The organism is Phenylobacterium sp. (assembly GCF_030646615.1).
GTDB lineage: Bacteria > Pseudomonadota > Alphaproteobacteria > Caulobacterales > Caulobacteraceae > Phenylobacterium.
In genome coordinates this window covers 24,335-44,158 of sequence record NZ_JAUSLG010000014.1, presented here as the reverse complement: position 1 = coordinate 44,158, position 19,824 = coordinate 24,335, and the positions used below count along the sequence as shown (strand labels likewise).

The window sequence follows — 19,824 nt, the reverse complement described above, 5'->3', positions numbered from 1 at the left end:
GATCGCTACATAGCCACGCCATGCGCCGCTTTATCTTTTCCGATCCCGACTTCGAAGCCCGCTTCGCCGCCCTGGTGAACGAACGCCGCGATACGCCCGAGGATGTCGAGGCCATCGTGCGCGACGTGCTGGCGGCGGTCCGCAGCGAGGGCCTGCCCGCCGTGCTGCGCTATGGCGCGCAGTTCGACGGGATGGAGATCAGCGAGGCGGACCTGCGGGTCACGGCCGACGAGATCGAGGCCGGCGCCGCGGCCTGTCCGCTGGAGGTCCGCGAGGCGATCGATTTCGCCGCGGAGCGCATCCGCAGCTATCACGAACGGCAGCGCCCCGCCGACGCCCGCTTCACCGATGAGGCCGGGGTGGAGATGGGCTGGCGGTGGACGCCCATCGAGGCCGTAGGAATCTATGTGCCCGGGGGCCGCGCGGCCTATCCCTCCACCGTATTGATGAACGCTGTGCCGGCTGCGGTGGCCGGCGTGTCGCGGATCGCCATGGTCACCCCGCCGGGCCGCCTGCAGCCCGCCGTGCTGGCGGCGGCCAAGGCGGCGGGCGTGACGGAAATCTGGCGGGTCGGCGGCGCCCAGGCAGTGGCGGCCCTGGCCTATGGGGCCGGGCCGATCGCGCCGGTGGACAAGATCGTCGGCCCCGGCAACGCCTTCGTCACCGCCGCCAAGCGGCGAGTCTATGGGGTGGTGGGGATCGACGCCCTGGCCGGCCCCTCCGAGATCGTCGTGGTCGCCGACGCTCAGAATCGCGCCGATTGGATCGCCGCCGACCTGCTGTCCCAGGCCGAGCATGATCCCGCGGCCCAATCGATCCTGATCACCGACGATGCTGATTTCGCCGCCAAGGTGGAGGCGGAGGTCAAAGCCCAGATCGCGACCCTGAGCACCGGCGCCGTGGCTGAGGCCTCATGGCGCGACCATGGCGCGGTGATCCTTGCGCCGCTAGCGCAAACGCCGGCCCTGGTGGACCGCCTGGCGCCCGAGCACGTGGAGTTCGCCGTCGCCGACCCCGACGCCCTGGCCGCCCAGGTTCGCCACGCCGGTGCGATGTTCCTCGGCCGGCATGCGCCTGAAGCCATCGGCGACTATGTGGCCGGCTCGAACCATGTGCTGCCCACCAGCCGCGCGGCGCGGTTCTCGTCGGGTCTCTCCATCTATGACTTCATCAAGCGGACATCGTTTGTGAAGTGTGACGCGGCGGCCTTCCAGGCCCTGGGCCCGGCCACGGTCGCCCTGGCCGAGGCCGAGGGGCTGCCGGCCCACGCCCGCTCGGCCGCCCTGCGCCTGGGACAGGGCGCGGCCCCTAAAGTCTGAACGAAAACTGTCAATCGGCGTCGGGGGGGCGTTCAGCCAAGGCCTTCTAAGGTCAGTCTCGTAGGGCCACTCGCGGCCCGGCGAACTCGATCTGATGGAGGCAAGTCATGCCGAACAAGAGTGTTTCCAAACTGGCCTCGGGCGCGGCCGCCACCGCGATGATGAGCGCCCTGTTGCTGGCCGCCACGGCGCCCGCCGCCCAGGCCCAGAACTTCGGCGGCGTGCTGGGGTGCAACGCCAGCGGCGGCAAGCAGGAGGGCGGCGCCCTGATCGGCGCCCTGGTGGGGGCCGCGGCCGGCTCCAACCTGGCCAAGAACGACCGGGGCACGGGCACGGCGCTCGGCGCCGTCGTCGGGGCCGCGGCCGGCTCGGCGATCGGCTGCAAGCTGCAGCATGATGATCAGGATCGTCGCTACGCCCAGGGCCAGGGCTACGCCTATAACCAGCCCGCCACCTATACCCACGACGGCTACCGCCTCGACCGGAACCTGGCGCCGGCGAGCTTCAATCGCGGCGGAGGGGCCATGGTCGCCCGCTCGACGGTGAACCTGCGCGCCGCTCCGACCACCAGCAGCCCGCGGGTCGGCCAGCTGCGCGCCGGCCAGCGCTTCGAGGCCCTGGCCCAGGTGCGGGGCAGCGACTGGGTCCTGGTGGGCCAGAACGGCGTGGGCGTGGGCTATGTCCATGGCGCCTATGTCCAGCCGGAAGGCTATCGCAACGCCAACTATCGTTACTAGAGGCCGCTCCACAGGCGCGAAGATCCCCCGTCGCTCCGGCGGCGGGGGATTTTTCTTGTCTGGACCCGTCCTGCGCCCGCATGGCGGGATGACGTTGGGGGCCAGATTGCACTAAAGCTGACGCCTAGAGCGTGATGCGATCAGACGGGCCGTCTGATCGTTGAATCGCGCTCGAGAATTTAGAGTTCGAGCGCGTTTCGACCGTAAAACCGGGTTCCACCTTTACGGAACGCGCTCCAGCGCTTCGCCAGAGCGTCATGGCTGACGACGACCAGAAGAACCACCGGCTGCAGAGCGTCGAGATCGACCAGGACTCCCTGGGCGCGATTTCGCGCGACCAGGAGCAGGAGCGGCAGATCGCCATCTTCGATCTGCTGGAGTCCAACCACTTTGCCCCCGATGGGGCCGAGAGCGGCCCCTACGACCTGCAGATGGGGCTGATGGAGAATCGCCTGGTCTTCGACGTGCGCGGCCCGACCTATGAGAAGCGCCATATCCTGTCGCTGTCGCCGTTCCGGATGCTGATCAAAGACTATTTCATGATCTGCGAGAGTTATTATCAGGCCATCCGCAACGCCACGCCGGCCCAGATCGAGGCCTTGGACATGGGCCGTCGCGGCCTGCACAACGAAGCCTCCGAACTGTTGCGGACACGGCTGGCGGGCAAGATCGAGACCGACCTCGACACCGCCCGGCGGCTGTTCACCCTGATCTGCGCCCTGCATCACCGGAACTGAGGGGGCCATGGGTTCGGGGTCTCGTCCGCCGCTGCCCGGCGCCATTCTGTTCGCCTGCAACTTCAATCGGGTCCGCTCGCCCATGGCCGAGGCGGTGGCCAAGCAGATTCTCGGCGACCGGGTCTATGTGGACTCCTGCGGCCTGAAGCCCGACCTCGACGCCGAGGGGGCCGATCCCTTTGTCCAGGCCGTGATGGCCGAGCAGGGCTTCGATCTTGAGGGGCACCGGCCGAAAACCTTCGACGACCTGACCGACGATTCCTTTGACCTGGTGATCTCGTTGACGCCGGAGGCCCAGCACAGAGCCGTCGAGCTGACCCGGCATCGGGCCGCCCAGATCGAGTACTGGCCGACCCACGACCCGACCCTGGCCGACGGTCCCCGGGAAAATCGGCTGGCGGCCTATCGGGAGGTCCGTGACGCCCTGGCCCGGAGACTCCGGGAGCGATTTGGCGAGGACGGCGAGTGATGCGCCAGGCTCTACCGGGCCGTCCTCAACCTGGGTTATAATCGGCAGGTTGACGGCTCGCGGCCCGATTCCAGGCGCGTCCCGTTCGCTTAGGTGAGCGCCCATGGAGCCGGCATGGCCAAGGAAGAGCTGTTGGAGTTCCCCGGCGTGGTCAGCGAAGTGCTGCCCAACGCCATGTTTCGCGTAAGGCTCGAAAATGAGCATGAAATCGTCGCCCACACCGCCGGCAAGATGCGCAAGAACCGCATCCGCGTGGCCGTCGGCGACAAGGTGCTGGTGGAAATGACCCCCTACGACCTGACCAAGGGCCGCATCACCTTCCGCGTTCGCTAGGCGTGGCCGATCTGACGACGCCTGCCGCCCCCCGTCTCGTCCTGGCTTCGGCCAGCCCGCGCCGCCTGGACCTGCTGGCCCAGATCGGCGTCACGCCAGACCATGTGGCCGCATCAGACATCGACGAGACGCCGTTGCGGGGCGAGACCCCGCGACTGCTGGCTCTGCGGCTGGCCGCCGCCAAGGCCGCCGCCGTCAAAGCCTTTCACCCCGAGGCCTATGTCATGGCCGCCGACACGGTGGTGGCCGTCGGTCGCCGCGTCCTGCCCAAGGCGCAGAACGACGGCGAGGTCGCCGCCTGTCTGGACCTGCTCTCCGGCCGCACCCACCGGGTCTATACAGCCGTGGCGGTTCACGGTCCCGATGGCCGGACCGCCGACCGGCTGGTGGAGACCCGGGTGACCTTCAAGCGGCTCAGCCCGACCGAGATCGCCGCCTACCTCCAGAGTCAGGAGGGGATCGGCAAGGCCGGGGGCTATGGAATCCAGGGCCGGGCCGGGGGGTTTGTCCTGCGGCTGCAGGGGTCCTATCCGGCCGTGGTCGGTCTGCCGCTCTATGAAACCCTTTGTCTGCTGCAGGGTCTGGGCTATCCCGCGGCATGAGCCGACGGACCTACTTTCTCGACGAGGGCCTTGGGGAGATCCGGGGCGGCGTATTGCTGGACGACAGGCCGGAGCGGCTGCTGATCCAGCGGGACGGCGATTCCCAGCGACTGGCGCTCGGCGCGCGGCTGCGCGCCCGGGTGCGGCATGTGGAGCCGGCGCTCTCCATGGCCTTCCTCGACCTGGGTGAGGGGGCCGAGGCCAGCCTCTCCTTCAAGCCGGATTCCCGCCCGCGGCAGGGCGAGGCCGTCGAGATCGAGATCCGCACCGAGGCGCGGATCGGCAAGCTGGCGACTGCGCGCCTCATCGGCCCGGCCAAGGGCGATCCCGCCCTGTTGTCGCCCGCCCCCGGCCTGCTCGACCAGATGCGCGAATTGGCCAGGGACGGCGAGCTGATCACCGGCAAGGCCGCGCGCCAGATCGCCGACGAGGCCGAGGCCGAGGCCCTGGAAATTCTCCATCCGCTCCCTGGCGGCGGCAGCATCGCCATTGAGCCCACCCGGGCGCTGACCGCGATCGACGTCGATGTTGGCGAGCGCAAGGGTGCGGAGGCCAAGCGGGTCACCCGCCAGGCCAATCTGGCCGCCCTGGGGGTCGCCGCCCGTGTGCTTCGCCTGAAGGGGCTGGGCGGACTGGTGGTGTTCGACATGGCGGGCCGCGGACACGACGGGGCAGCCCTGATGGCCGCCGCGCGGGCCGCCTTCAATCCCGACAATCCCGGCGTCTCCATCGGCCCGATCAGCCGGTTCGGCACGATCGAACTGACCGTGCCCCGGCGCACCCGGCCGATCACCGACATCCTGATCGACGCCGCCGGCCGCGTTTCGGCCGACACCCTGGCCCACCGTCTTGTCCGTCGGCTGGAGGCCGAGGGCCGCGCGGCGCCGGGCGGACGGCTGTCGGCCCGCTGTTCGCCCATGGTGGCCGAGGCCGCCAAGCCCCTCCTGGTCCTGCTGGCCGCCCGCATCGGCGCCCGATTCGAGGTGACCAGCGATCCGGCCGCGGCCTGGGACAAGATCGAGGTTCACGCCCGATGAGCCGGCCCGCCAGCACCGCGCCCAAATGCGCCATCTGTCGCCGCCCCGCCGTCGCCGAGTTTCGCCCGTTCTGCTCCAAGCGCTGCGCCGACGTGGATCTGCAGCGCTGGTTCACCGGCGCCTATGCGGTGCCGGCCGTTGAACAGGAAGAGGTTTCCGACGACGAGGACTAGGTCTGAGAAGATCGGCGTCCGGAGCGCTGGACTTCGGTCGGCGGCTCTTTTATAGACGCGGCTCCCGCGCGGCGGGCCCAGGCCTGGGTAGCTCAGTTGGTAGAGCAGCGGATTGAAAATCCGCGTGTCGGTGGTTCGAATCCGCCCCCAGGCACCACACTTCCCCTCTTGCGAATTGGATCTGCGGCGCGCCGGGCGGGCAGGCTCTCCACGCCTCATCCGGCGGCTGAGCCCGTGACCGGCCCCTCCCAGGTCCCGCGCCGCCGTCCTGGGCCACTTTTCCTTCACTCGACCATACCCCGCGGCTAAGCGGCCGCCCGTAATGGGTGGGCCAGGCGCCGGGGGTGAGGCTTTCCGGTGACAGCGGGCGGCTTGGTTGCGCCGCGAAAGGGGCGGCCGCCTTGACTTGGCGGGGCGCCGCGCTCATTTGCCGTCCAGCAACGCCAAGGTGCGCAATTGCTAAGCGCTGGCCGGACGATTCTCGCCAGAATTTGCCCATATTGACCTACCGGCGTTCGATGCCGGCTGTTGCGGCGCAGCAATATTCCTCCCGGCTTAGGCGAGATTAGCCAATTATTGCAGCCAATTCATGTTGTGCGGCGCAGCAATACCCAAATTTCTGATTAGATTATCGGCGGTTAGCTGGCGGCTCTCGCACTTGACGCTCCGTTTGGGGGTTGCCAAAGGAGCCTCGCCGCACGTCTAACTTTGCGGTGAGGGTCCGCTTTCCGAAAGGTGTAGCGGTCTCGCCTCGCCCAATCGCGGCGCCGGTCTTCACACGAATGTGGGAGAGTGGCGCTACGGGTCGGGTGCAGCGATAGCGGTTTCGGTCTCGGCGCGACGAAAGTCGTCTCGGGGCCAGGCTTATTCAACTAGGGTGGAGACGCTCTCGCGTGACGACCCTCGGTCCAAACGTGCTAGACCATTAGGAACTGGCGACAGATGCTCGATAATAAACGGAAGATCCCCTTCATCGCTCTCATTGGCGCCGCTGCGCTTGTGATGGGTGCGCCGGCGTTCGCTCAGGACGCCGCTCCCGCAGATCCGGCCGCCGCCGAGGCTCCTGCCGACCCGGCCGCCGAAACCGCCCCCGGCGAAGCTGCTCCGGCAGCTGAAGCCCCGGCGGAAGAAGTCTCGACTGATGTTGGTGGTCACGGCGAACTGACCATCATGACCATGTTCCTGGACGCTCAGCCGGTCGGTAAGGCCGTTCTGATCGGCCTGGCCCTGGCCTCGATCTTCTCCTGGACCCTGCTGCTCACCAAGCTCTTCGAGTTCTCGGCCCTGGAGCGTCAATCGAACCGCTTCCTGGAAGCCTTCCGGGGCGCCAAGAACATCAACGACATTGGCCGCGTCGCCATGTCCGACGAGTTCGAAGGCAACCCGCTGGCCGACATGGCTGCGGCCGCCGTTCAAGAAGTTGAGGTTTCGCGTCAAGCGGGCCTGAACATCACCGGCGAACACCGTGAAACCACCATCGGCCGCGCGATCGCCGCGGTGAGCGGCGTGCAAGCCTCGCTCGCCAAGCGCCTCTCGGGCGGCATGCAGTTCCTGGCCTCGGTCGGCTCCAACGGTCCGTTCATCGGTCTGTTCGGCACCGTCTACGGGATCATGTACTCGTTCATCGGTATCGCGAACACCAACACGACCAACCTGGCCGTCGTTGCGCCCGGTATCGCCGAAGCCCTGCTCGCTACCGGCATGGGCCTCTTCGCCGCTATCCCGTCGGTTATCTTCTACAACTACTTCCAGACGCGCATCTCTGCTTACGGCGCCCGTTCGGAAGGGTATGTCGCTGAACTTCTGAACGCGATTTCCCGGCAGCTCGACAAGGGGGCCTAATCCCAATGGCCGCTAAACTCTCAGGGTCTGGGGGTGGCAGGTACGAGACGGATCAGAACAGCGAAATCAATGTGACGCCCTTCGTGGACGTCATGCTGGTTCTCCTGATCATCTTCATGGTGGCGGCGCCTCTGGCCAGCGTAACGGTCCAAGTCGCTCTTCCGCCAGCCGTCGCCGAGCCATCCGCGAACCCGCCTAAACCGGTCTACATTTCGATCCAGTCGAACGGGTCCATCTACATCGGTGACTTCGCTACCGATCTGTCGGCCCTGGGCGACGACCTGCGATCGAACATTGGGCAGCGGAACCCGGAACGAGAGCGGATATTCATCCGCGCCGATAGGGACACCATGTACGGTGACTTCATGGGCGTGATGAACATGCTGCAGGACAATGGGTTCTACAGCGTGGCGCTCATCGGCGAAGAAGACAATTGAGGGAGGTGAGGCATGTCTGACACCAGTGACACGACTCACATTCATCACAGTCCGTTCGACGCCCCGGCGCCTAAGCGGAACAAGGGCATCATCATTGCGATCATCGTTTCGATCGTGGTGCACGTCGCCCTGGGTCTTTACCTCTACAAGACCAAGTTCGAGCCGGAGTATCGGGAGTATTCGGAGGATGTGACGGACGTGGCGATCATTAAGCCCGCTCCGCCGCCGCCGCCTCCGCCGCCCCCGCCGCCGCCGACGAACACCCCGCCGCCGCCGCCGCCCAAGCTGCAGCCGCGTCCGCCGGTCGCACCGCCCGTCGGTGTGACGTCGATCCCCCCGCTGCCGGTTCCGCCGGTGCAGGAACGGGTCGAGCGGCCTGAGCCTCCGGCTCCGGCGCCGCCTGCGCCGCCGCGTCCGTCGGTGATCACCAATCCCGACTGGGCCCGACTGCCCAGCGGCGAGGACGTGGCCCGCTACTATCCCGACCGCGCTCAGCGGATGGGAGCAGAGGGTCGGGTGGTTCTGAGCTGCTCGGTCACTGCGCGTGGCACGCTGGAAAACTGCTCTGTGGTGGAAGAAAGCCCCGCAGACCAGGACTTCGGCAGCGCCGCGATGCGGATGACCCGACTGTTCCGGATGCGTCCGCGCACCGCCGACGGCGCGCCCGTCGAAGGTGGCACGGTTCGGATCCCGATCTCCTTCCGTCTTCCCGGCTAAGGGACGGCGAAAGGACCGACAAAATCGGCCCCGGGGACCCAGGTCTCCGGGGCCTTTTTCTTTGCCGCGCGCCTGCGCCGATGGCTCTTGATCCCATTGGCCGGCGCCACTAGAACCCTATCCCTCGCGATGCGCCGCCTTAGCTCAGTTGGTTAGAGCGCCAGATTGTGGCTCTGGAGGTCCTCGGTTCGAACCCGAGAGGTGGTACCATCGCGCAAAGGCCTGACTTGTCAGGCCTTTTTTGCGTCTGGGGTGGCGGACCGTTCCGCGTCCGGGTGTCGGTTTTACAGCCGTTTTCCAGATTGTTTTTCAGTTCGGCGTTCGCAGGGACGTCACGAAGTGCAGGCATAAGCGGGCGCCTTAGCTGGCCGGCGTTGCGCGGGCCGAGGCAGAGGCGTTCATGACTCTTCGTATCCATCCCTGCGCGGGCCTGGCGGCCGGCGTCGTCGCCCTTTCGATCTCGATGACGGCCGTCGCCGTCCAGGCCATGGAGCCGCAGGCCGCCCTGGAGGCCGCCCTGGCCCGTCAGCCTGCGACCGAGCCGGCCAAGAACATCATCCTGTTCATCGGCGACGGCATGGGAGTCTCCACCGTCACGGCCACACGCATCCTGGCCGGACAACGGGCCGGCGTGGATGGCGCCTCCTATGACCTGGCCTTCGACACCATGCCCTATGGCGGCCTGGTGCGGACCTATTCGGTCGACGGACTGGTGACCGACTCGGCCAATGGCGCCTCAGCCATCACCACCGGCTATCGCACGATCAATGGCGGCATCGGGGTCGATGGGGCTGCGCGGCGCGGGGTCTGCGACACGGCGCGCAACGTGCCGACCCTGGCGCAGCGGGCCAAGCGGGAGCTGGGCAAGGCGGTCGGCGTGGTCTCGACCGCCGCCTTGACCGACGCCACGCCGGCGGCCTTCTACGCCCACGCCCCAACCCGCAGCTGGCAAAGCGACGTGGACATGCCGCCGGCGGCCCGGCAGGCGGGCTGCGTCGACATCGCCGCTCAGCTCGTCCTGGCCGACGACGACCTGCGACCCGACATCGCCCTGGGCGGCGGCGCCAGCTTCTTCCGCACCGAAGCCGAAGGTGGGCGGCGCAAGGATGGGCAGGATCTGGCCGCGCTGTGGTCGGCTCGGCCCAACGCCGCCGTCGTGACGGATCGCGACGGAATGAACGCCGCCCTGACCGCCGGCCGCGATATGCTTGGCCTCTTCGCTGAGGTCAACATGCCCCACGAGGTCGATCGTCCGACGGCGACGCCGCAGATCCCGACCCTGGAGGAGATGACCCGCGCGGCCATCGCCCGGCTCGCCACCGAACCCCAGGGCTATGTGCTGCTGGTCGAGGCCGCCCATATCGACAAGGCTCACCATGCCGGCCTGCTGAACGCCTCCCTGACCGAAGGCATCGAGCTGTCGAAGGCCGTGGCCGCCGCCCGGGAGCTGACCGATCCGGCCGACACCCTGATCATCGTCACCGCCGACCACAGCCATGGCCTGACCATCAATGGCGGCGAGCGCGGCGATGATGTCCTGGGCCTGATCAAGGGACCCACCGGCGCGCCGCGCCTGGCCGGCGATGGCAAGCCGTTGCCGATCCTGCTCTACGCCACCGGTCCCGGGGGCCCTGAGGCCGGGGAGGGGCGGCCGGCCCTGGAAGGCGTCGATGTGACGGCGATCGATCATGTCCGTCAGGCCGGCGTCCTGATCGGCAGCGCGGCGCACACCGGCGAGGACGTGCCGGCCTATGCTGACGGCCCCGGCGCCTATCTGGTGACCGGCTCCATGGACCAGCCCTACCTGTTCCAGGTGATGCGGCACGCCCTCCGCCTGCCGGCCGAAGCGCCCTGAGCGCTGCTCAACCTGTGAGGCCGCCGCAGCGTCAGCGTTGACGGCGGTCCCGAGCCCCCCTATGGCCTGCCCGGTGACAGGTTCCCCGCAAGGGGATCAAAAGGGAACTCAGGTGTAAGACCTGGGCTGCCCCCGCAACTGTAAGCGGTGAGCCCGCACGCCACGAAGCCACTGGGTCCTCCGACCTGGGAAGGCGGCGCGCATCAGGGCGATGACCCGCGAGCCAGGAGACCTGCCTGTCGCGGTCGTCCTTCGTCTGGCCGGGGTGCGCCATGCGAACGGGTCTTCCCGGGTGGCGACAACCGTCCAGGGCCGCGCGTGGCGTGGGTCCCGGCGGGGTCGCGCGCCCGTCGTTCGTCCTCTCCGTGGTCCTTTCGTTCCTCGCGGCTCGTTGTCGTCAACGAGGGGGATAGACCCAGATGAGACTCGCACTGCTTTCCACCGCCGCCCTTTCCACCGCCGCCCTGGCGGCCTTCGCCTCGCCTGTCCTGGCCCAGCCGGCGTCGGCGCCGGACGTGGCCGGCGCTGCGGCCGCCAACGCCGTGCGCGGCGTCGTTGTCACGGGCAATCGCGCGCCGGCCGCCGCGGCCGAGGTCGCCCAGGCGATCACCGTCCTGGATCGGGCCGAGATCGAGGCCAGCCAGGCCATCCTGTTGCCGGACCTGCTCGGCCGCACCGCCGGCGTCACCCTGTCGCGCAACGGCGGACCTGGGGGCGTCACCGCCCTGCGCATCCGCGGGGCCGAGACCGACCAGACCCTGGTGGTCATCGACGGCGTGCGCCTGAATGATGTGGCCCAGCCCGGCGGCGGCTACAATTTCGCCAATCTGCTGACTGGCGATGTGGCGCGGGTCGAGGTGCTGCGCGGCGCCCAGTCCACCCTGTGGGGCAGCCAGGCCATCGGCGGCGTGGTCAATGTGGTCACCACCGTGCCGACTGAGCCCTTCCAGGCCAGCCTAGATGTTGAAGGCGGCGACAACGCCACCGCCTATGTCCGCGGCGGGATCGGCGGCGCGGGCGAGCGCCTCGTCTGGCGCCTGGGCGCCGGCTACTACACCACCGACGGCGTCTCGGCCTTTGCGGGCGGGGCCGAGGATGACGGCTTCCAGCACACCAGCGCCAATGGACGCCTGGGGATCAAGGTCACCGACAACCTCTCCCTCGATCTGCGGGGGATCTATTCCTATGGCCGCGTGCAGGTCGACGGCTATCCGGCCCCGGCCTACAGCTTCGGCGACACCGCCGAATATGGCGTGACCGAGGAGCTGGCGGGCTATGCCGGCCTGAACCTCGCCCTGCTGGACGACCGGCTGCGTAACCGGCTCTCCTATTCCCGCACGCGCACCGATCGCCAGAGCCTCAACCCGGCGCAGGCGGTGACGGACGTCACCTTCGACGCCCTCTCCGAAGTGGAGCGCTTTGAGTACCAGGGGACCTTCGCCCTCACCGAGGTCTGGCAGACGGTGTTCGGCCTGGAGCGGGAAGAGGCCAGCATGCGCACGGCCTCGCCCAGCGCCTTCAATCCCAATCCGCCGACCCTGGAGGCTAGCGCCGACCTCGACAGCGCCTATGTCCAGGTCCAGGGCCCGCTGCTGACCGGCCTGACCCTGACCGTCGGCGTTCGTCGCGACGAGCACGACACCTTCGGCGGCCACACCCTGGGGCAGGGGGCGCTGGCCTGGGCCCTGAACGACGGGAACACCATCCTGCGGGCCAGCTTCGGCCAGGGCTTCAAGGCGCCGACCCTCTACCAGCTCTATAGCGAGTACGGGAATCTGGGCCTCGAACCCGAGGAGGCCGACGCCTGGGATCTGGGCGTCGAACAGGTCCTGGCCGGCGGCCTGGCCGTGGTTTCGGCCACCTGGTTCCAGCGCGAGACCGACAACCAGATCGACTATGTCTCCTGCTTCACCGGGACCGATCCGCTCTGCATGGTCGGCGGCGTCATGCGGTATGGCTATTACAACAACATCGCCAGGACCGAGGCCCAGGGGCTGGAACTGACCGGACAGGCCAAGGTCGGCCCCTTCGATCTGGCCGCCCACTACACCTGGACCGACGCCACCAATGCCGTGTCGGGCTCGGCCAATGAGGGCCACCAGCTGGCCCGGCGGCCCGAGCACCAGGGCTATATGTCGGCCACGCACGTCTGGTCGGCCGGCGCGTCGGCGACGCTTGCCGTGCGCTATATCGGCGAGGCCTTCGATGACGCGGCCAACCTCAACAGGCTGGAGCCCCGCGCCCTGCTGGACGTCCGCGCCGCCTGGCCGGTCAGCGAGACCTTCGAGGTCTACGGCCGGGTGGAGAACGTCTTCGACGACCGTGATCCCTCCACCCGGGGCTATGGGGAGCTGGGTCGTTTCGGCGCGCTGGGCGTGCGGGCGCGGTTCTGATGCGCGGGCCGGCGAGGCAGGACCCCGGCTTGCTCACCCGCCGCACGGCGGTGGGCGGCCTGGCGCTCGGCCTCGCCGGCGCCGCCCCGGCGCCAAGGCCTCAGCGGGTGGTGTCGCTCAATCCCTGCCTGGACGTGATCCTCTTCCACGTGGCCGCGCGGGATCAGATCGCCGCCCTGACCCACTATGCCCGGGACGCCCAGGCCTCCACCCTGGCCCAGGCGGCACGCGCCGTGCCGATCACCTATGAGACCGCCGAGGAGGTGGTGGCCCTGCGCCCGGACCTGGTGCTGATGAGCGAGCATTCGGCCCCGGCCACCCGCCAGGCCCTGGCCCGGTTGCGTATCCCCACCGCCATGTTCGACGTGCCCCAGACCGTGGCCGCCAGCCTGGCGCAGATCCGCCAGATCGCTCGCCTGATCGGCCAGCCGGCCCGCGGGGCGGCTGTGGTCGCGAAGATCGAGGCGGCCCTGGCCGCCGCCGCCCCGCCGCCCGGCGCGCCGAAACTCACCGCCATCGTCTACCAGCCCAATGGCTTCGCCGCCGGGGCCGGCACCCTGACCGACGAGATGCTTCGGCTCACCGGGTTCGAGAATGTCGCCGCCCGCTATGGCCTCGGCCGCTGGGGCAATATCGGCCTGGAGCAGATCGTCGCCGATCCGCCCCAGGTGCTGCTGGCCGGCCAGCCGGCGCCCGGGGCGCCGACCTGGGCCGACCGGGTGCTGAGCCATCCGGCGCTGAACCGCATCGCGGGCAGGATGCAGCGCGAGGTCTTCCCCCAGCGCCTGCTCTATTGCGGCGGCCCGGTGCTGATCGAAACCGCCGCAGCCCTGGCGACCGCCCGGCGCAATGTGTTGAGGGCGGCATGAGACGGCTTTCTCCCTCCGCGGTGATGATCGGCCTGACCGCCGCCCTGGTGGCCCTGGGCGCCCTCAGCCTGATGGCCGGGCGGGTCTGGGTTCCCCTGGAGGCCTGGCGCGCCGGCGATCCGGGCTGGATCATCATCCTGGAGCTGCGCATCCCCCGCACCCTGCTGGCCATGGTGGTGGGCGCAGCGCTCGGCATGTCCGGGGCGGCGCTGCAGGGCTATACGCGAAATCCCCTGGCCGATCCGGGGGTTCTGGGGGTGTCTTCCATGGCCGCCCTGGGCGCGGTGGTCTCGCTCTATTTCGGATTCTATGTCCCCGGCCTGGCGGGCATCGCCTGGCTGATGCCGCTCTGCGCCATGGCCGGCGCCCTGATCGGCGTGCTGGTCCTGATCGGGCTGACCGGCTCGGCGTCGGGTACGGTGACCTTCGTCCTGGCGGGCGTCGTCCTGAACATCGTCGCCGGCGCGGGCGTGGCCCTGGCGCTCAACCTCGCCCCCAATCCCTGGGCGGTGAACGAGATCGTCAACTGGCTGATGGGCTCGCTCACCGACCGCAGCCTGGCCGACCTGCAGATGGCCGCCCCCTTCGTCGCGGTGGGCCTTGCTCTGCTGCTCGCCACCGGCCGCGCCCAGGACGCCCTGACCCTGGGCGAGGCCGGCGCCCAGTCCCTGGGGATCAGCCTCAGCCGCACCCGGCTGCTGCTGGCCCTGGGCGTTGGTCTGGCGGCGGGCGCCAGCGTCGCGGTCACCGGGGTGATCGGCTTCGTCGGGCTGGTGACGCCGCACCTGCTGCGGCCCTTCCTGGGGCCGCGTCCGGCGGGCCTGCTTCTGCCCAGCGCGCTCGGCGGGGCGGTGATCGTCCTGGCCGGCGACATCCTGGTGCGCCTGATTCCCTCGGCGGCCGAGGTGCGGCTCGGCGTCGCCATGGCGGCCCTGGGCGGCCCCTTCTTCCTCGGCCTGCTCCTGGTCCAACGCCGGAGGCTGTCATGAGCCTGCTCGAGGCCCGCGACCTTCACCTTCAGGCCGGTCGCAGGACCGTGCTCAGCGGCGTGAGCGCCCAATTCGTCCCCGGTCAGGTGACGGCCATCCTCGGCGCCAATGGCGCCGGCAAGTCCACCCTGCTAGCGGCCTTGGCCGGGCTGTCCCAGCCCAAGGGAGGTCAGGTGCGCCTGGATGACGGCCCGCTGCTCGCCCTCGCCCCGCGGCGCCGCGCCCAGCGGCTGGGATTCATTCCGCAGACTCCCGAGATCGCCTGGGGTCTGGAGGTGCGCGCCGTGGTCGGTCTGGGGCGTCTGCCCTGGCTCGGCGCCCGGGGTCTGTCAGCGCCCGACGAGGCCGCCATCGACCGCGCCCTGGCCGCCGCCCGGGTCGAGGACCTGGCCGCCCGCGACATCACCACCCTGTCGGGCGGAGAGCGGGCGCGGGCCCTGATCGCCCGGGCCCTGGCCGGCGAGCCGGAGTGGCTGCTGGCCGATGAGCCCTTTGCCGGCCTCGATCCCCGCCACGCCCTGGAGGCCGGCGATCTGTTCCGGCGGCTGGCGGGGGCGGGGTGCGGCGTGTTGCTGACCCTCCACGACCTCACCCTGGCGGCCCGCCTGGCCGACCGGGTCCTGGTGCTGGGGCATGGTCGCGTGCTGGCCGACGGATCGCCGGCCGCGGCCATGACCCCGGAAATCCTCGCCGCCGCGTACGGCATCGATGCGCGGCCGCGCCAGACCGACCAGGGGCTCGCCATCGATATTCTCGGCCGTTGGGGCTAGTCGGGGCTAGGGCGCCAGGCTGTCGATATAGTCGGCCACCAGGGCGAGCCCCTCCTTGTGCGGCAGTGCGCGGCCCAGTTCCGGCATCATCACGCCGGGATCGGTGGACTCCATCCGAAAGACCAGGATCGAGCGGTCCGGGCGGCCAGGATCGATGGAGACCGATAGGCCGCCAGATCCCCGGCCGGCGGCCACCGGCGCCTTGTTGATCCCCAGATGGGCCGGCCGTGTCTCCTCCAGGCTCAGGAACAGGCCGCTGGTGGACGCCATGCCCGCCGGGTTGTGGCAATGGGCGCAGTTGGCGTCGAGATAGGCCCGGGCGCGGGGCTCCAGCCCTTCGGCCGCATCGTCCCAGGCCGCTGTGTGCGGCGCCTGCCCAGGCTCTGGCCCGCCGATCAGATGACCCAGCCGGCGCCAGGCGGCCAGCTGGTTCTGGGTGCGCTCGCCATAGTCCAGATCGCGGTTGAGATTGCGCGCCTTGGGGCCGATGGGGATCAGTTCGCCGTCCGCCGAATGGCAGGTCTTGCACTGGTTCTGGTTGGGCACGAGATAGCTGATCGCCTGGGCCTCGCCCGAGGGATCGATGAAGCTGACCTCCAGCCGCGCCCCGGTGCGTTTGAGCACAGCCTCGGTCTGGTCGGCGTTCCAGACATAGGCCAGCGCCGTCCAGCCGGCCGCTTTGCGGATCAGCAGCCGGGTCTCCACATAGCGCTCGTCCACGGCCGGCTGGCGCATGTCCGGGGCGAAGGCGAAGGTCTTGACCAGCACCGTGCCTACCGGGAAATCCAAAGGTCCGTCAGGCCTATAGGCCGCACTCTTGCCTGGCGGCGTGAAGACGAAACGGTGCTTGGCCGCATAGTCGCTGAACAGCGGCGTGGTCAGGTCGTAGGGCGTGACGCCCGGGCTGGGCGTGCGCGCGGCCGCGTCCTGGAACAGGCCATAGTCCGACAGGTGCGGCGCCGGCGTTTCGGCCAGCACCATGTCCAGGCGGACCGGGGCCGGGGCCTCCGCGGCCCCGCTCAGCGCCAGGGCGGCGAGACCGAGCAGGGCGCCGAGGCCTCGCCTCATGAGGTCAGGGCGGCCTGGGCCTCTGGCAGGACCACGGCCGCCGGCTCGGTGATCTCGCCGCGCTCGAGGGTCGGCGTGACCGAGGGATTGGCCTGATCCATGGCCCCGGCCTTGGGCAGGTTGAGGTTCAGCACGGGGCCGTCGGTCAGCCGCATGGCCTGGGGACCGCCGTCTGGCGCCACCCCGTCCCACATCACCGGCGGCAGGGTCCCGCCGACGGCGGCAGCCAGCTCTGTCCCGCCGGGAAAGGCCGGCGCCCAGCCGTTGCGGCCGATCCGGTTGTCGCGCACCACCACCTCGCGGGGGATGGGGTTGTAGCTCTCGTCGTCAAACTCGCGGGTATAGCCCACCAGCATGATGGCCGCGGTCTGGTTGCCGTCGATCTCGTTGTCGAAGATGTGGACGTTGCGGTTGGCCATGATCATCACGCCGGCGCCCACCGGGACGCTGGCGACGATATTGCCCTCCGGCGCGAAGTTGGGCGTGTCGTTGTTGACGATCCTGTTGTCGAACACCCGGGTCGAGTGACCGCCCATCACCGGCAGGTTGGGCAGGTCGAACACCAGGATGCCGCCGGTGTTGTGGGTGACGGTGTTGCCATAGACGTCGGCCTGGCTGGAATTCTCGATCTCGATGCCGGCGACGTTGAATTCCGCCACGCTGTTGCGGACGATGATGGTGTTGGACTGGCCCACATAGATGCCGGCGTCCGAGGCGCCGCGCACCGTCACCCCATCAATCAGCACATTGGACGAGCCCACGGGATAGACCCCATAGGCGCCGTTGGTGGCCTTGGGCCCGCCGGTCCATTCGACCCGCAGATTGATCATGCTGATCTGGTCGGCGTCCTTGGACTTGACCCCGTCGCCCTTGGAATTCTCCACCGCCAGGTCGCGCACGGTCACCTTGTCGGAGGTGATCAGCAGGCCCTCGGCGCCGCCCTGCTGGCCGTCGAAGGACAAGATTGTGGCGTCGGGCCCGGCGCCCCTGATGGTGACCTCGTCCACATCGAGGGACAGGCCGTCGGTCAGCTCGAAGCGGCCGGCGGCCAGTTCGACCACGTCGCCGGGCTTGGCGTCCAGCAGGGCCAACTGCAGCGCGTCCTGCGCGTCGGGCCCAGGCGCCACGGCGAGGGTCTTGGCATAGGCGGGCGCGGCGAGCGCAAAGGCGCACAGGGCGAGCGCGAAGCTCCGCATGATCATCCTCCCAAAGCAGCCCAGCTCTTGGCGGCGGGCCTTCGCTTCAGCTTGGCCGCAGGCGGGCAGGGGCGCAACGGCAAACAGAACAATGATCAGGAATCTCAGGGCGTGGTCTTGATCCGCCGCCCAAGGCGCGTCGTAACTGTCGCCCAACACCGCCAACCAACGCCAAGGGAAGACGCCGATGGATCTGCAACTGAAGGGCAAGAAGGCCGTGGTCACCGGCGGGTCGCGGGGGATCGGCCTGGCGATCGCCGAGCTGCTGGCTGACGAGGGCTGCGATGTGGCCGTCTGCGCCCGAGGGCAAGACGGCGTCGATGCGGCGGTCAAGGCCCTGGCGGCCAAGGGCGTCAAGGCCTGGGGCCGGGCCGTGGACATCGCCGACGGGCCGGCGATCACCGGATTTGTCGAGGACGCGGCCAAGGAACTAGGCGGCCTCGACATCCTGGTCTCCAACGCCAGCGCCCTGGTCAATGGCGGGTCGGAGGACGACTGGCGGGCCATGTTCGAGATCGACATGCTGGGCGCGGTGCGCACCTATCAGGCGGCCAAGCCCCATCTGGAAAAGGCCGCCGGGGCCGGCGGGGACGCGGCCTTCATCATCACCTCGTCGGTCTCGGCGGCCGAAGCCAGCGGTCCCTCGGCCTATGGCGCCATGAAGGCGGCCCTCATCCACTATGCCAAGGGCGTCGCCAAGGAAGGCGCGGCCAAGGGCGTGCGCTGCAACGTCGTCTCGCCGGGCACGGTCTTCTTCGAGGGCGGCGTCTGGGGCAATGTGAAGGCCAATGCGCCGGGGTTTTTCGACACCATCATCAAGCGCAACCCCACCGGCCGCATGGCCACGCCGGAAGAGATCGCCGCAGCCACCGTCTTCCTCGCCAGTCCGCGGTCGGCCTTCACCACCGGGATCAACATGCTGGTGGACGGCGCTATTTCCAGCCGCGTGAACTTCTAGGGGTCAAGCCCATGGAATATAACTACTTCCAGGCCGAACTGGGTCGCGAGCGCACCGCCGTGCGCGACCTGGCGCGGGACGCCTACGCCCAGGCCGGTTGCGTGGCGGTCTTCGCGCCCCTGCTGGGCTTCGCCTCCAACCAGGCCCTGGTGCTGGGGGAGGCGGGGTTCGCCCTCCCGGCCCTGGAGGGCGCCGAGGCCCATGCGCTTTCGCCGACCCTGCGGCCTGCGGGGGGCGCGCGGCCGCTGGCCGGCGGGGTCTATGTCCACAACTGGTTCACCATTGATGGCGATGCGGTCGAGGAGTTCGTGGACCTTTCCGGCCAGGCCTGGCCGGACTTCGAGGCGCGGTTCGAGACCACCATTTTCGGCCTCTTCCTGGCAGCCGAAAGCGCGACCGACCGGGCGCAGGGCGCGCGACGCCTGCTGCTCATGACCCGCTATCGCGATCTCGGCGAATGGCAGACCTCCCGGGACCCGACCACCGAGGCCATGCAGATCTTCCTGCGTCGCCGGGACCTGACCCGGGTGTCCCTGGCCCGGGCCTGCCTGCTCGTCCCGCCGGCGGAGACCGCGGGATGATCGAACAGAGTCATGAGGTCCCGACCAAGGATGGCCCCATGACCACCTTCGTGGTCCATCCCAAACGGAATGGGCCGCACCCGGCAGTCCTGTTCTTCATGGACGCCCCGGCCATCCGCGAGGAGCTGCGCGACATGGCGAGGCGGCTGGCCACCTGCGGCTACTACGTCATGCTGCCCAATCTCTATCACCGGGCCGGCGTCATGGAGATCGGCGACATGGCCGATGAGGCGGTGCGCACGAGGATGGGCGAGCTGATGTATGGCCTGACCATCCCCATGGTCATGACCGACGCTGACGCCCTGCTGGCCTTCGCCGACAAGGATTCCGCCGCGGCCAAGGGCCCCGCCGGCTGCCTGGGCTATTGCATGAGCGGCCAGTTCTCGATCAACGCCGCAGCCCGTCATCCCAACAGGATCGCAGCCGCAGCTTCGATCTATGGGACCTATCTGGTCACCGACAAGGCCGACAGCCCGCACCTGGCCGCCCACAAGACGCAGGCCGAGCTCTATTTCGCCTGCGCCGAAACCGACCGCTGGGCGCCCCTGGAAATGGTGCGCGATCTGGCCGCATCCCTTGAGGCCCGTGAGGCGCCCACCGAGCTCGAACTCTATCCCGGTGTCTCCCACGGCTTCGCCTTCCCGCAGCGCGCGGCCTATGACAAGGCCGCCGCCGAACGCCACTGGGAACGGCTGATCGCCCTGTTCGGCCGCAATCTGAGTTAGGGCGAGGGATCAAGAGG

At 69.1% G+C, this 19,824-nt stretch carries 21 protein-coding genes, 2 tRNA genes and 1 riboswitch; of the genes, 21 read left to right on the top strand and 2 right to left on the bottom strand.

All coding sequences use genetic code 11. The annotated features are described in order from the left end of the window. Positions 1-20: 20 nt before the first annotated feature. The 18 genes from hisD to Q7S93_RS02130 all read left to right on the top strand — a co-directional run bounded on the left by hisD (position 21) and on the right by Q7S93_RS02130 (position 15,279). Positions 21-1,319 (top strand): histidinol dehydrogenase, encoded by a 1,299-nt coding sequence (hisD, locus tag Q7S93_RS02215; RefSeq protein ID WP_304711943.1) that lies wholly within the window; start codon positions 21-23, stop codon positions 1,317-1,319. Between the two features lie 107 nt (positions 1,320-1,426). Then, positions 1,427-2,056: an SH3 domain-containing protein gene (locus tag Q7S93_RS02210; protein ID WP_304711942.1), complete on the top strand. Its 630-nt coding sequence runs from the start codon at positions 1,427-1,429 to the stop codon at positions 2,054-2,056. A 257-nt stretch (positions 2,057-2,313) separates the two neighbouring features. Further along, positions 2,314-2,793 (top strand): UPF0262 family protein, encoded by a 480-nt coding sequence (locus tag Q7S93_RS02205; RefSeq protein ID WP_304711941.1) that lies wholly within the window; start codon positions 2,314-2,316, stop codon positions 2,791-2,793. Positions 2,794-2,800: 7 nt separating this feature from the next. Then, complete coding sequence (locus Q7S93_RS02200; protein WP_304711940.1) at positions 2,801-3,262, top strand: arsenate-mycothiol transferase ArsC; 462 nt, start codon at positions 2,801-2,803, stop codon at positions 3,260-3,262. Positions 3,263-3,376: 114 nt separating this feature from the next. Next, positions 3,377-3,595, top strand: coding sequence for a translation initiation factor IF-1 (infA, locus tag Q7S93_RS02195; protein WP_304711939.1), 219 nt, complete (start codon positions 3,377-3,379; stop codon positions 3,593-3,595). Positions 3,596-3,597: 2 nt separating this feature from the next. Further along, complete coding sequence (locus Q7S93_RS02190) at positions 3,598-4,197, top strand: Maf family protein (RefSeq protein WP_304711938.1); 600 nt, start codon at positions 3,598-3,600, stop codon at positions 4,195-4,197. Continuing rightward, a complete protein-coding gene (locus Q7S93_RS02185; RefSeq protein ID WP_304711937.1) occupies positions 4,194-5,234 on the top strand; it encodes a ribonuclease E/G in 1,041 nt (346 codons plus the stop codon). Before Q7S93_RS02190 ends, Q7S93_RS02185 begins: the two co-directional genes overlap by 4 nt. Then, positions 5,231-5,407, top strand: a complete 177-nt coding sequence (locus Q7S93_RS02180; protein ID WP_304711936.1) for a DNA gyrase inhibitor YacG — start codon at positions 5,231-5,233, stop codon at positions 5,405-5,407. Before Q7S93_RS02185 ends, Q7S93_RS02180 begins: the two co-directional genes overlap by 4 nt. A gap of 81 nt (positions 5,408-5,488) precedes the next feature. Continuing rightward, positions 5,489-5,564 (top strand) — tRNA-Phe (locus tag Q7S93_RS02175). Between the two features lie 785 nt (positions 5,565-6,349). After that, the gene (locus Q7S93_RS02170) at positions 6,350-7,249 is read left to right on the top strand and encodes a MotA/TolQ/ExbB proton channel family protein (protein ID WP_304711935.1); all 900 of its coding nucleotides are present in this window, start codon (positions 6,350-6,352) and stop codon (positions 7,247-7,249) included. 5 nt (positions 7,250-7,254) lie between these two features. Continuing rightward, a complete protein-coding gene (locus Q7S93_RS02165) occupies positions 7,255-7,686 on the top strand; it encodes an ExbD/TolR family protein (protein WP_304711934.1) in 432 nt (143 codons plus the stop codon). 12 nt (positions 7,687-7,698) lie between these two features. Beyond that, a complete protein-coding gene (locus Q7S93_RS02160) occupies positions 7,699-8,403 on the top strand; it encodes an energy transducer TonB (RefSeq protein ID WP_304711933.1) in 705 nt (234 codons plus the stop codon). Between the two features lie 133 nt (positions 8,404-8,536). Continuing rightward, a tRNA-His gene (locus tag Q7S93_RS02155) sits at positions 8,537-8,613 on the top strand. 190 nt (positions 8,614-8,803) lie between these two features. Then, entirely contained in the window at positions 8,804-10,258 is a 1,455-nt protein-coding gene (locus Q7S93_RS02150; protein WP_304711932.1) for an alkaline phosphatase, read from the top strand. A gap of 61 nt (positions 10,259-10,319) precedes the next feature. Continuing rightward, positions 10,320-10,512: riboswitch (cobalamin riboswitch) on the top strand. 165 nt (positions 10,513-10,677) lie between these two features. After that, entirely contained in the window at positions 10,678-12,651 is a 1,974-nt protein-coding gene (locus Q7S93_RS02145; protein ID WP_304711931.1) for a TonB-dependent receptor plug domain-containing protein, read from the top strand. A gap of 29 nt (positions 12,652-12,680) precedes the next feature. Continuing rightward, positions 12,681-13,520 (top strand): ABC transporter substrate-binding protein, encoded by an 840-nt coding sequence (locus tag Q7S93_RS02140; RefSeq protein WP_304711930.1) that lies wholly within the window; start codon positions 12,681-12,683, stop codon positions 13,518-13,520. Next, positions 13,517-14,509 carry a FecCD family ABC transporter permease gene (locus tag Q7S93_RS02135; RefSeq protein WP_304711929.1) on the top strand — a complete coding sequence of 331 codons (993 nt, stop codon included), beginning with the start codon at positions 13,517-13,519 and terminating at the stop codon, positions 14,507-14,509. The genes Q7S93_RS02140 and Q7S93_RS02135 overlap by 4 nt, the downstream gene beginning before the upstream one ends. After that, positions 14,506-15,279 carry an ABC transporter ATP-binding protein gene (locus Q7S93_RS02130; protein ID WP_304711928.1) on the top strand — a complete coding sequence of 258 codons (774 nt, stop codon included), beginning with the start codon at positions 14,506-14,508 and terminating at the stop codon, positions 15,277-15,279. The genes Q7S93_RS02135 and Q7S93_RS02130 overlap by 4 nt, the downstream gene beginning before the upstream one ends. A 6-nt stretch (positions 15,280-15,285) precedes the next feature. On the opposite strand, the gene Q7S93_RS02125 is transcribed toward Q7S93_RS02130, so the two are convergent. Both Q7S93_RS02125 and Q7S93_RS02120 read right to left on the bottom strand, forming a co-directional pair. Next, positions 15,286-16,347 carry an SO2930 family diheme c-type cytochrome gene (locus Q7S93_RS02125; protein WP_304711927.1) on the bottom strand — a complete coding sequence of 354 codons (1,062 nt, stop codon included), beginning with the start codon at positions 16,345-16,347 and terminating at the stop codon, positions 15,286-15,288. Beyond that, positions 16,344-17,543: a parallel beta-helix domain-containing protein gene (locus Q7S93_RS02120; protein WP_304711926.1), complete on the bottom strand. Its 1,200-nt coding sequence runs from the start codon at positions 17,541-17,543 to the stop codon at positions 16,344-16,346. The genes Q7S93_RS02125 and Q7S93_RS02120 overlap by 4 nt, the downstream gene beginning before the upstream one ends. Before the next feature lie 187 nt (positions 17,544-17,730). Here Q7S93_RS02120 and Q7S93_RS02115 point away from each other — a divergent pair, with 187 nt between their 5' ends. The 3 genes from Q7S93_RS02115 to Q7S93_RS02105 are packed head-to-tail and all read left to right on the top strand — an operon-like array spanning position 17,731 to position 19,807. Further along, positions 17,731-18,501, top strand: a complete 771-nt coding sequence (locus Q7S93_RS02115; protein ID WP_304711925.1) for an SDR family NAD(P)-dependent oxidoreductase — start codon at positions 17,731-17,733, stop codon at positions 18,499-18,501. An 11-nt stretch (positions 18,502-18,512) separates the two neighbouring features. After that, the gene (locus Q7S93_RS02110; RefSeq protein ID WP_304711924.1) at positions 18,513-19,082 is read left to right on the top strand and encodes a hypothetical protein; all 570 of its coding nucleotides are present in this window, start codon (positions 18,513-18,515) and stop codon (positions 19,080-19,082) included. After that, positions 19,079-19,807 (top strand): dienelactone hydrolase family protein, encoded by a 729-nt coding sequence (locus Q7S93_RS02105; RefSeq protein WP_304711923.1) that lies wholly within the window; start codon positions 19,079-19,081, stop codon positions 19,805-19,807. The genes Q7S93_RS02110 and Q7S93_RS02105 overlap by 4 nt, the downstream gene beginning before the upstream one ends. The last annotated feature ends 17 nt before the right edge of the window (positions 19,808-19,824 follow it).

Excerpts from the sequence above, each read along its gene's own strand:
- hisD (WP_304711943.1), top strand. The coding sequence starts at position 21 with ATGCGCCGCTTTATCTTTTCCGATCCCGACTTCGAAGCCCGCTTCGCC.
- Q7S93_RS02210 (WP_304711942.1), top strand. The coding sequence starts at position 1,427 with ATGCCGAACAAGAGTGTTTCCAAACTGGCCTCGGGCGCGGCCGCCACC.
- Q7S93_RS02205 (WP_304711941.1), top strand. The coding sequence starts at position 2,314 with ATGGCTGACGACGACCAGAAGAACCACCGGCTGCAGAGCGTCGAGATC.
- Q7S93_RS02200 (WP_304711940.1), top strand. The coding sequence starts at position 2,801 with ATGGGTTCGGGGTCTCGTCCGCCGCTGCCCGGCGCCATTCTGTTCGCC.
- infA (WP_304711939.1), top strand. The coding sequence starts at position 3,377 with ATGGCCAAGGAAGAGCTGTTGGAGTTCCCCGGCGTGGTCAGCGAAGTG.
- Q7S93_RS02185 (WP_304711937.1), top strand. The coding sequence starts at position 4,194 with ATGAGCCGACGGACCTACTTTCTCGACGAGGGCCTTGGGGAGATCCGG.
- Q7S93_RS02180 (WP_304711936.1), top strand. The coding sequence starts at position 5,231 with ATGAGCCGGCCCGCCAGCACCGCGCCCAAATGCGCCATCTGTCGCCGC.
- Q7S93_RS02170 (WP_304711935.1), top strand. The coding sequence starts at position 6,350 with ATGCTCGATAATAAACGGAAGATCCCCTTCATCGCTCTCATTGGCGCC.
- Q7S93_RS02165 (WP_304711934.1), top strand. The coding sequence starts at position 7,255 with ATGGCCGCTAAACTCTCAGGGTCTGGGGGTGGCAGGTACGAGACGGAT.
- Q7S93_RS02160 (WP_304711933.1), top strand. The coding sequence starts at position 7,699 with ATGTCTGACACCAGTGACACGACTCACATTCATCACAGTCCGTTCGAC.
- Q7S93_RS02150 (WP_304711932.1), top strand. The coding sequence starts at position 8,804 with ATGACTCTTCGTATCCATCCCTGCGCGGGCCTGGCGGCCGGCGTCGTC.
- Q7S93_RS02145 (WP_304711931.1), top strand. The coding sequence starts at position 10,678 with ATGAGACTCGCACTGCTTTCCACCGCCGCCCTTTCCACCGCCGCCCTG.
- Q7S93_RS02135 (WP_304711929.1), top strand. The coding sequence starts at position 13,517 with ATGAGACGGCTTTCTCCCTCCGCGGTGATGATCGGCCTGACCGCCGCC.
- Q7S93_RS02130 (WP_304711928.1), top strand. The coding sequence starts at position 14,506 with ATGAGCCTGCTCGAGGCCCGCGACCTTCACCTTCAGGCCGGTCGCAGG.
- Q7S93_RS02125 (WP_304711927.1), bottom strand. The coding sequence starts at position 16,347 with ATGAGGCGAGGCCTCGGCGCCCTGCTCGGTCTCGCCGCCCTGGCGCTG.
- Q7S93_RS02120 (WP_304711926.1), bottom strand. The coding sequence starts at position 17,543 with ATGCGGAGCTTCGCGCTCGCCCTGTGCGCCTTTGCGCTCGCCGCGCCC.
- Q7S93_RS02115 (WP_304711925.1), top strand. The coding sequence starts at position 17,731 with ATGGATCTGCAACTGAAGGGCAAGAAGGCCGTGGTCACCGGCGGGTCG.
- Q7S93_RS02110 (WP_304711924.1), top strand. The coding sequence starts at position 18,513 with ATGGAATATAACTACTTCCAGGCCGAACTGGGTCGCGAGCGCACCGCC.
- Q7S93_RS02105 (WP_304711923.1), top strand. The coding sequence starts at position 19,079 with ATGATCGAACAGAGTCATGAGGTCCCGACCAAGGATGGCCCCATGACC.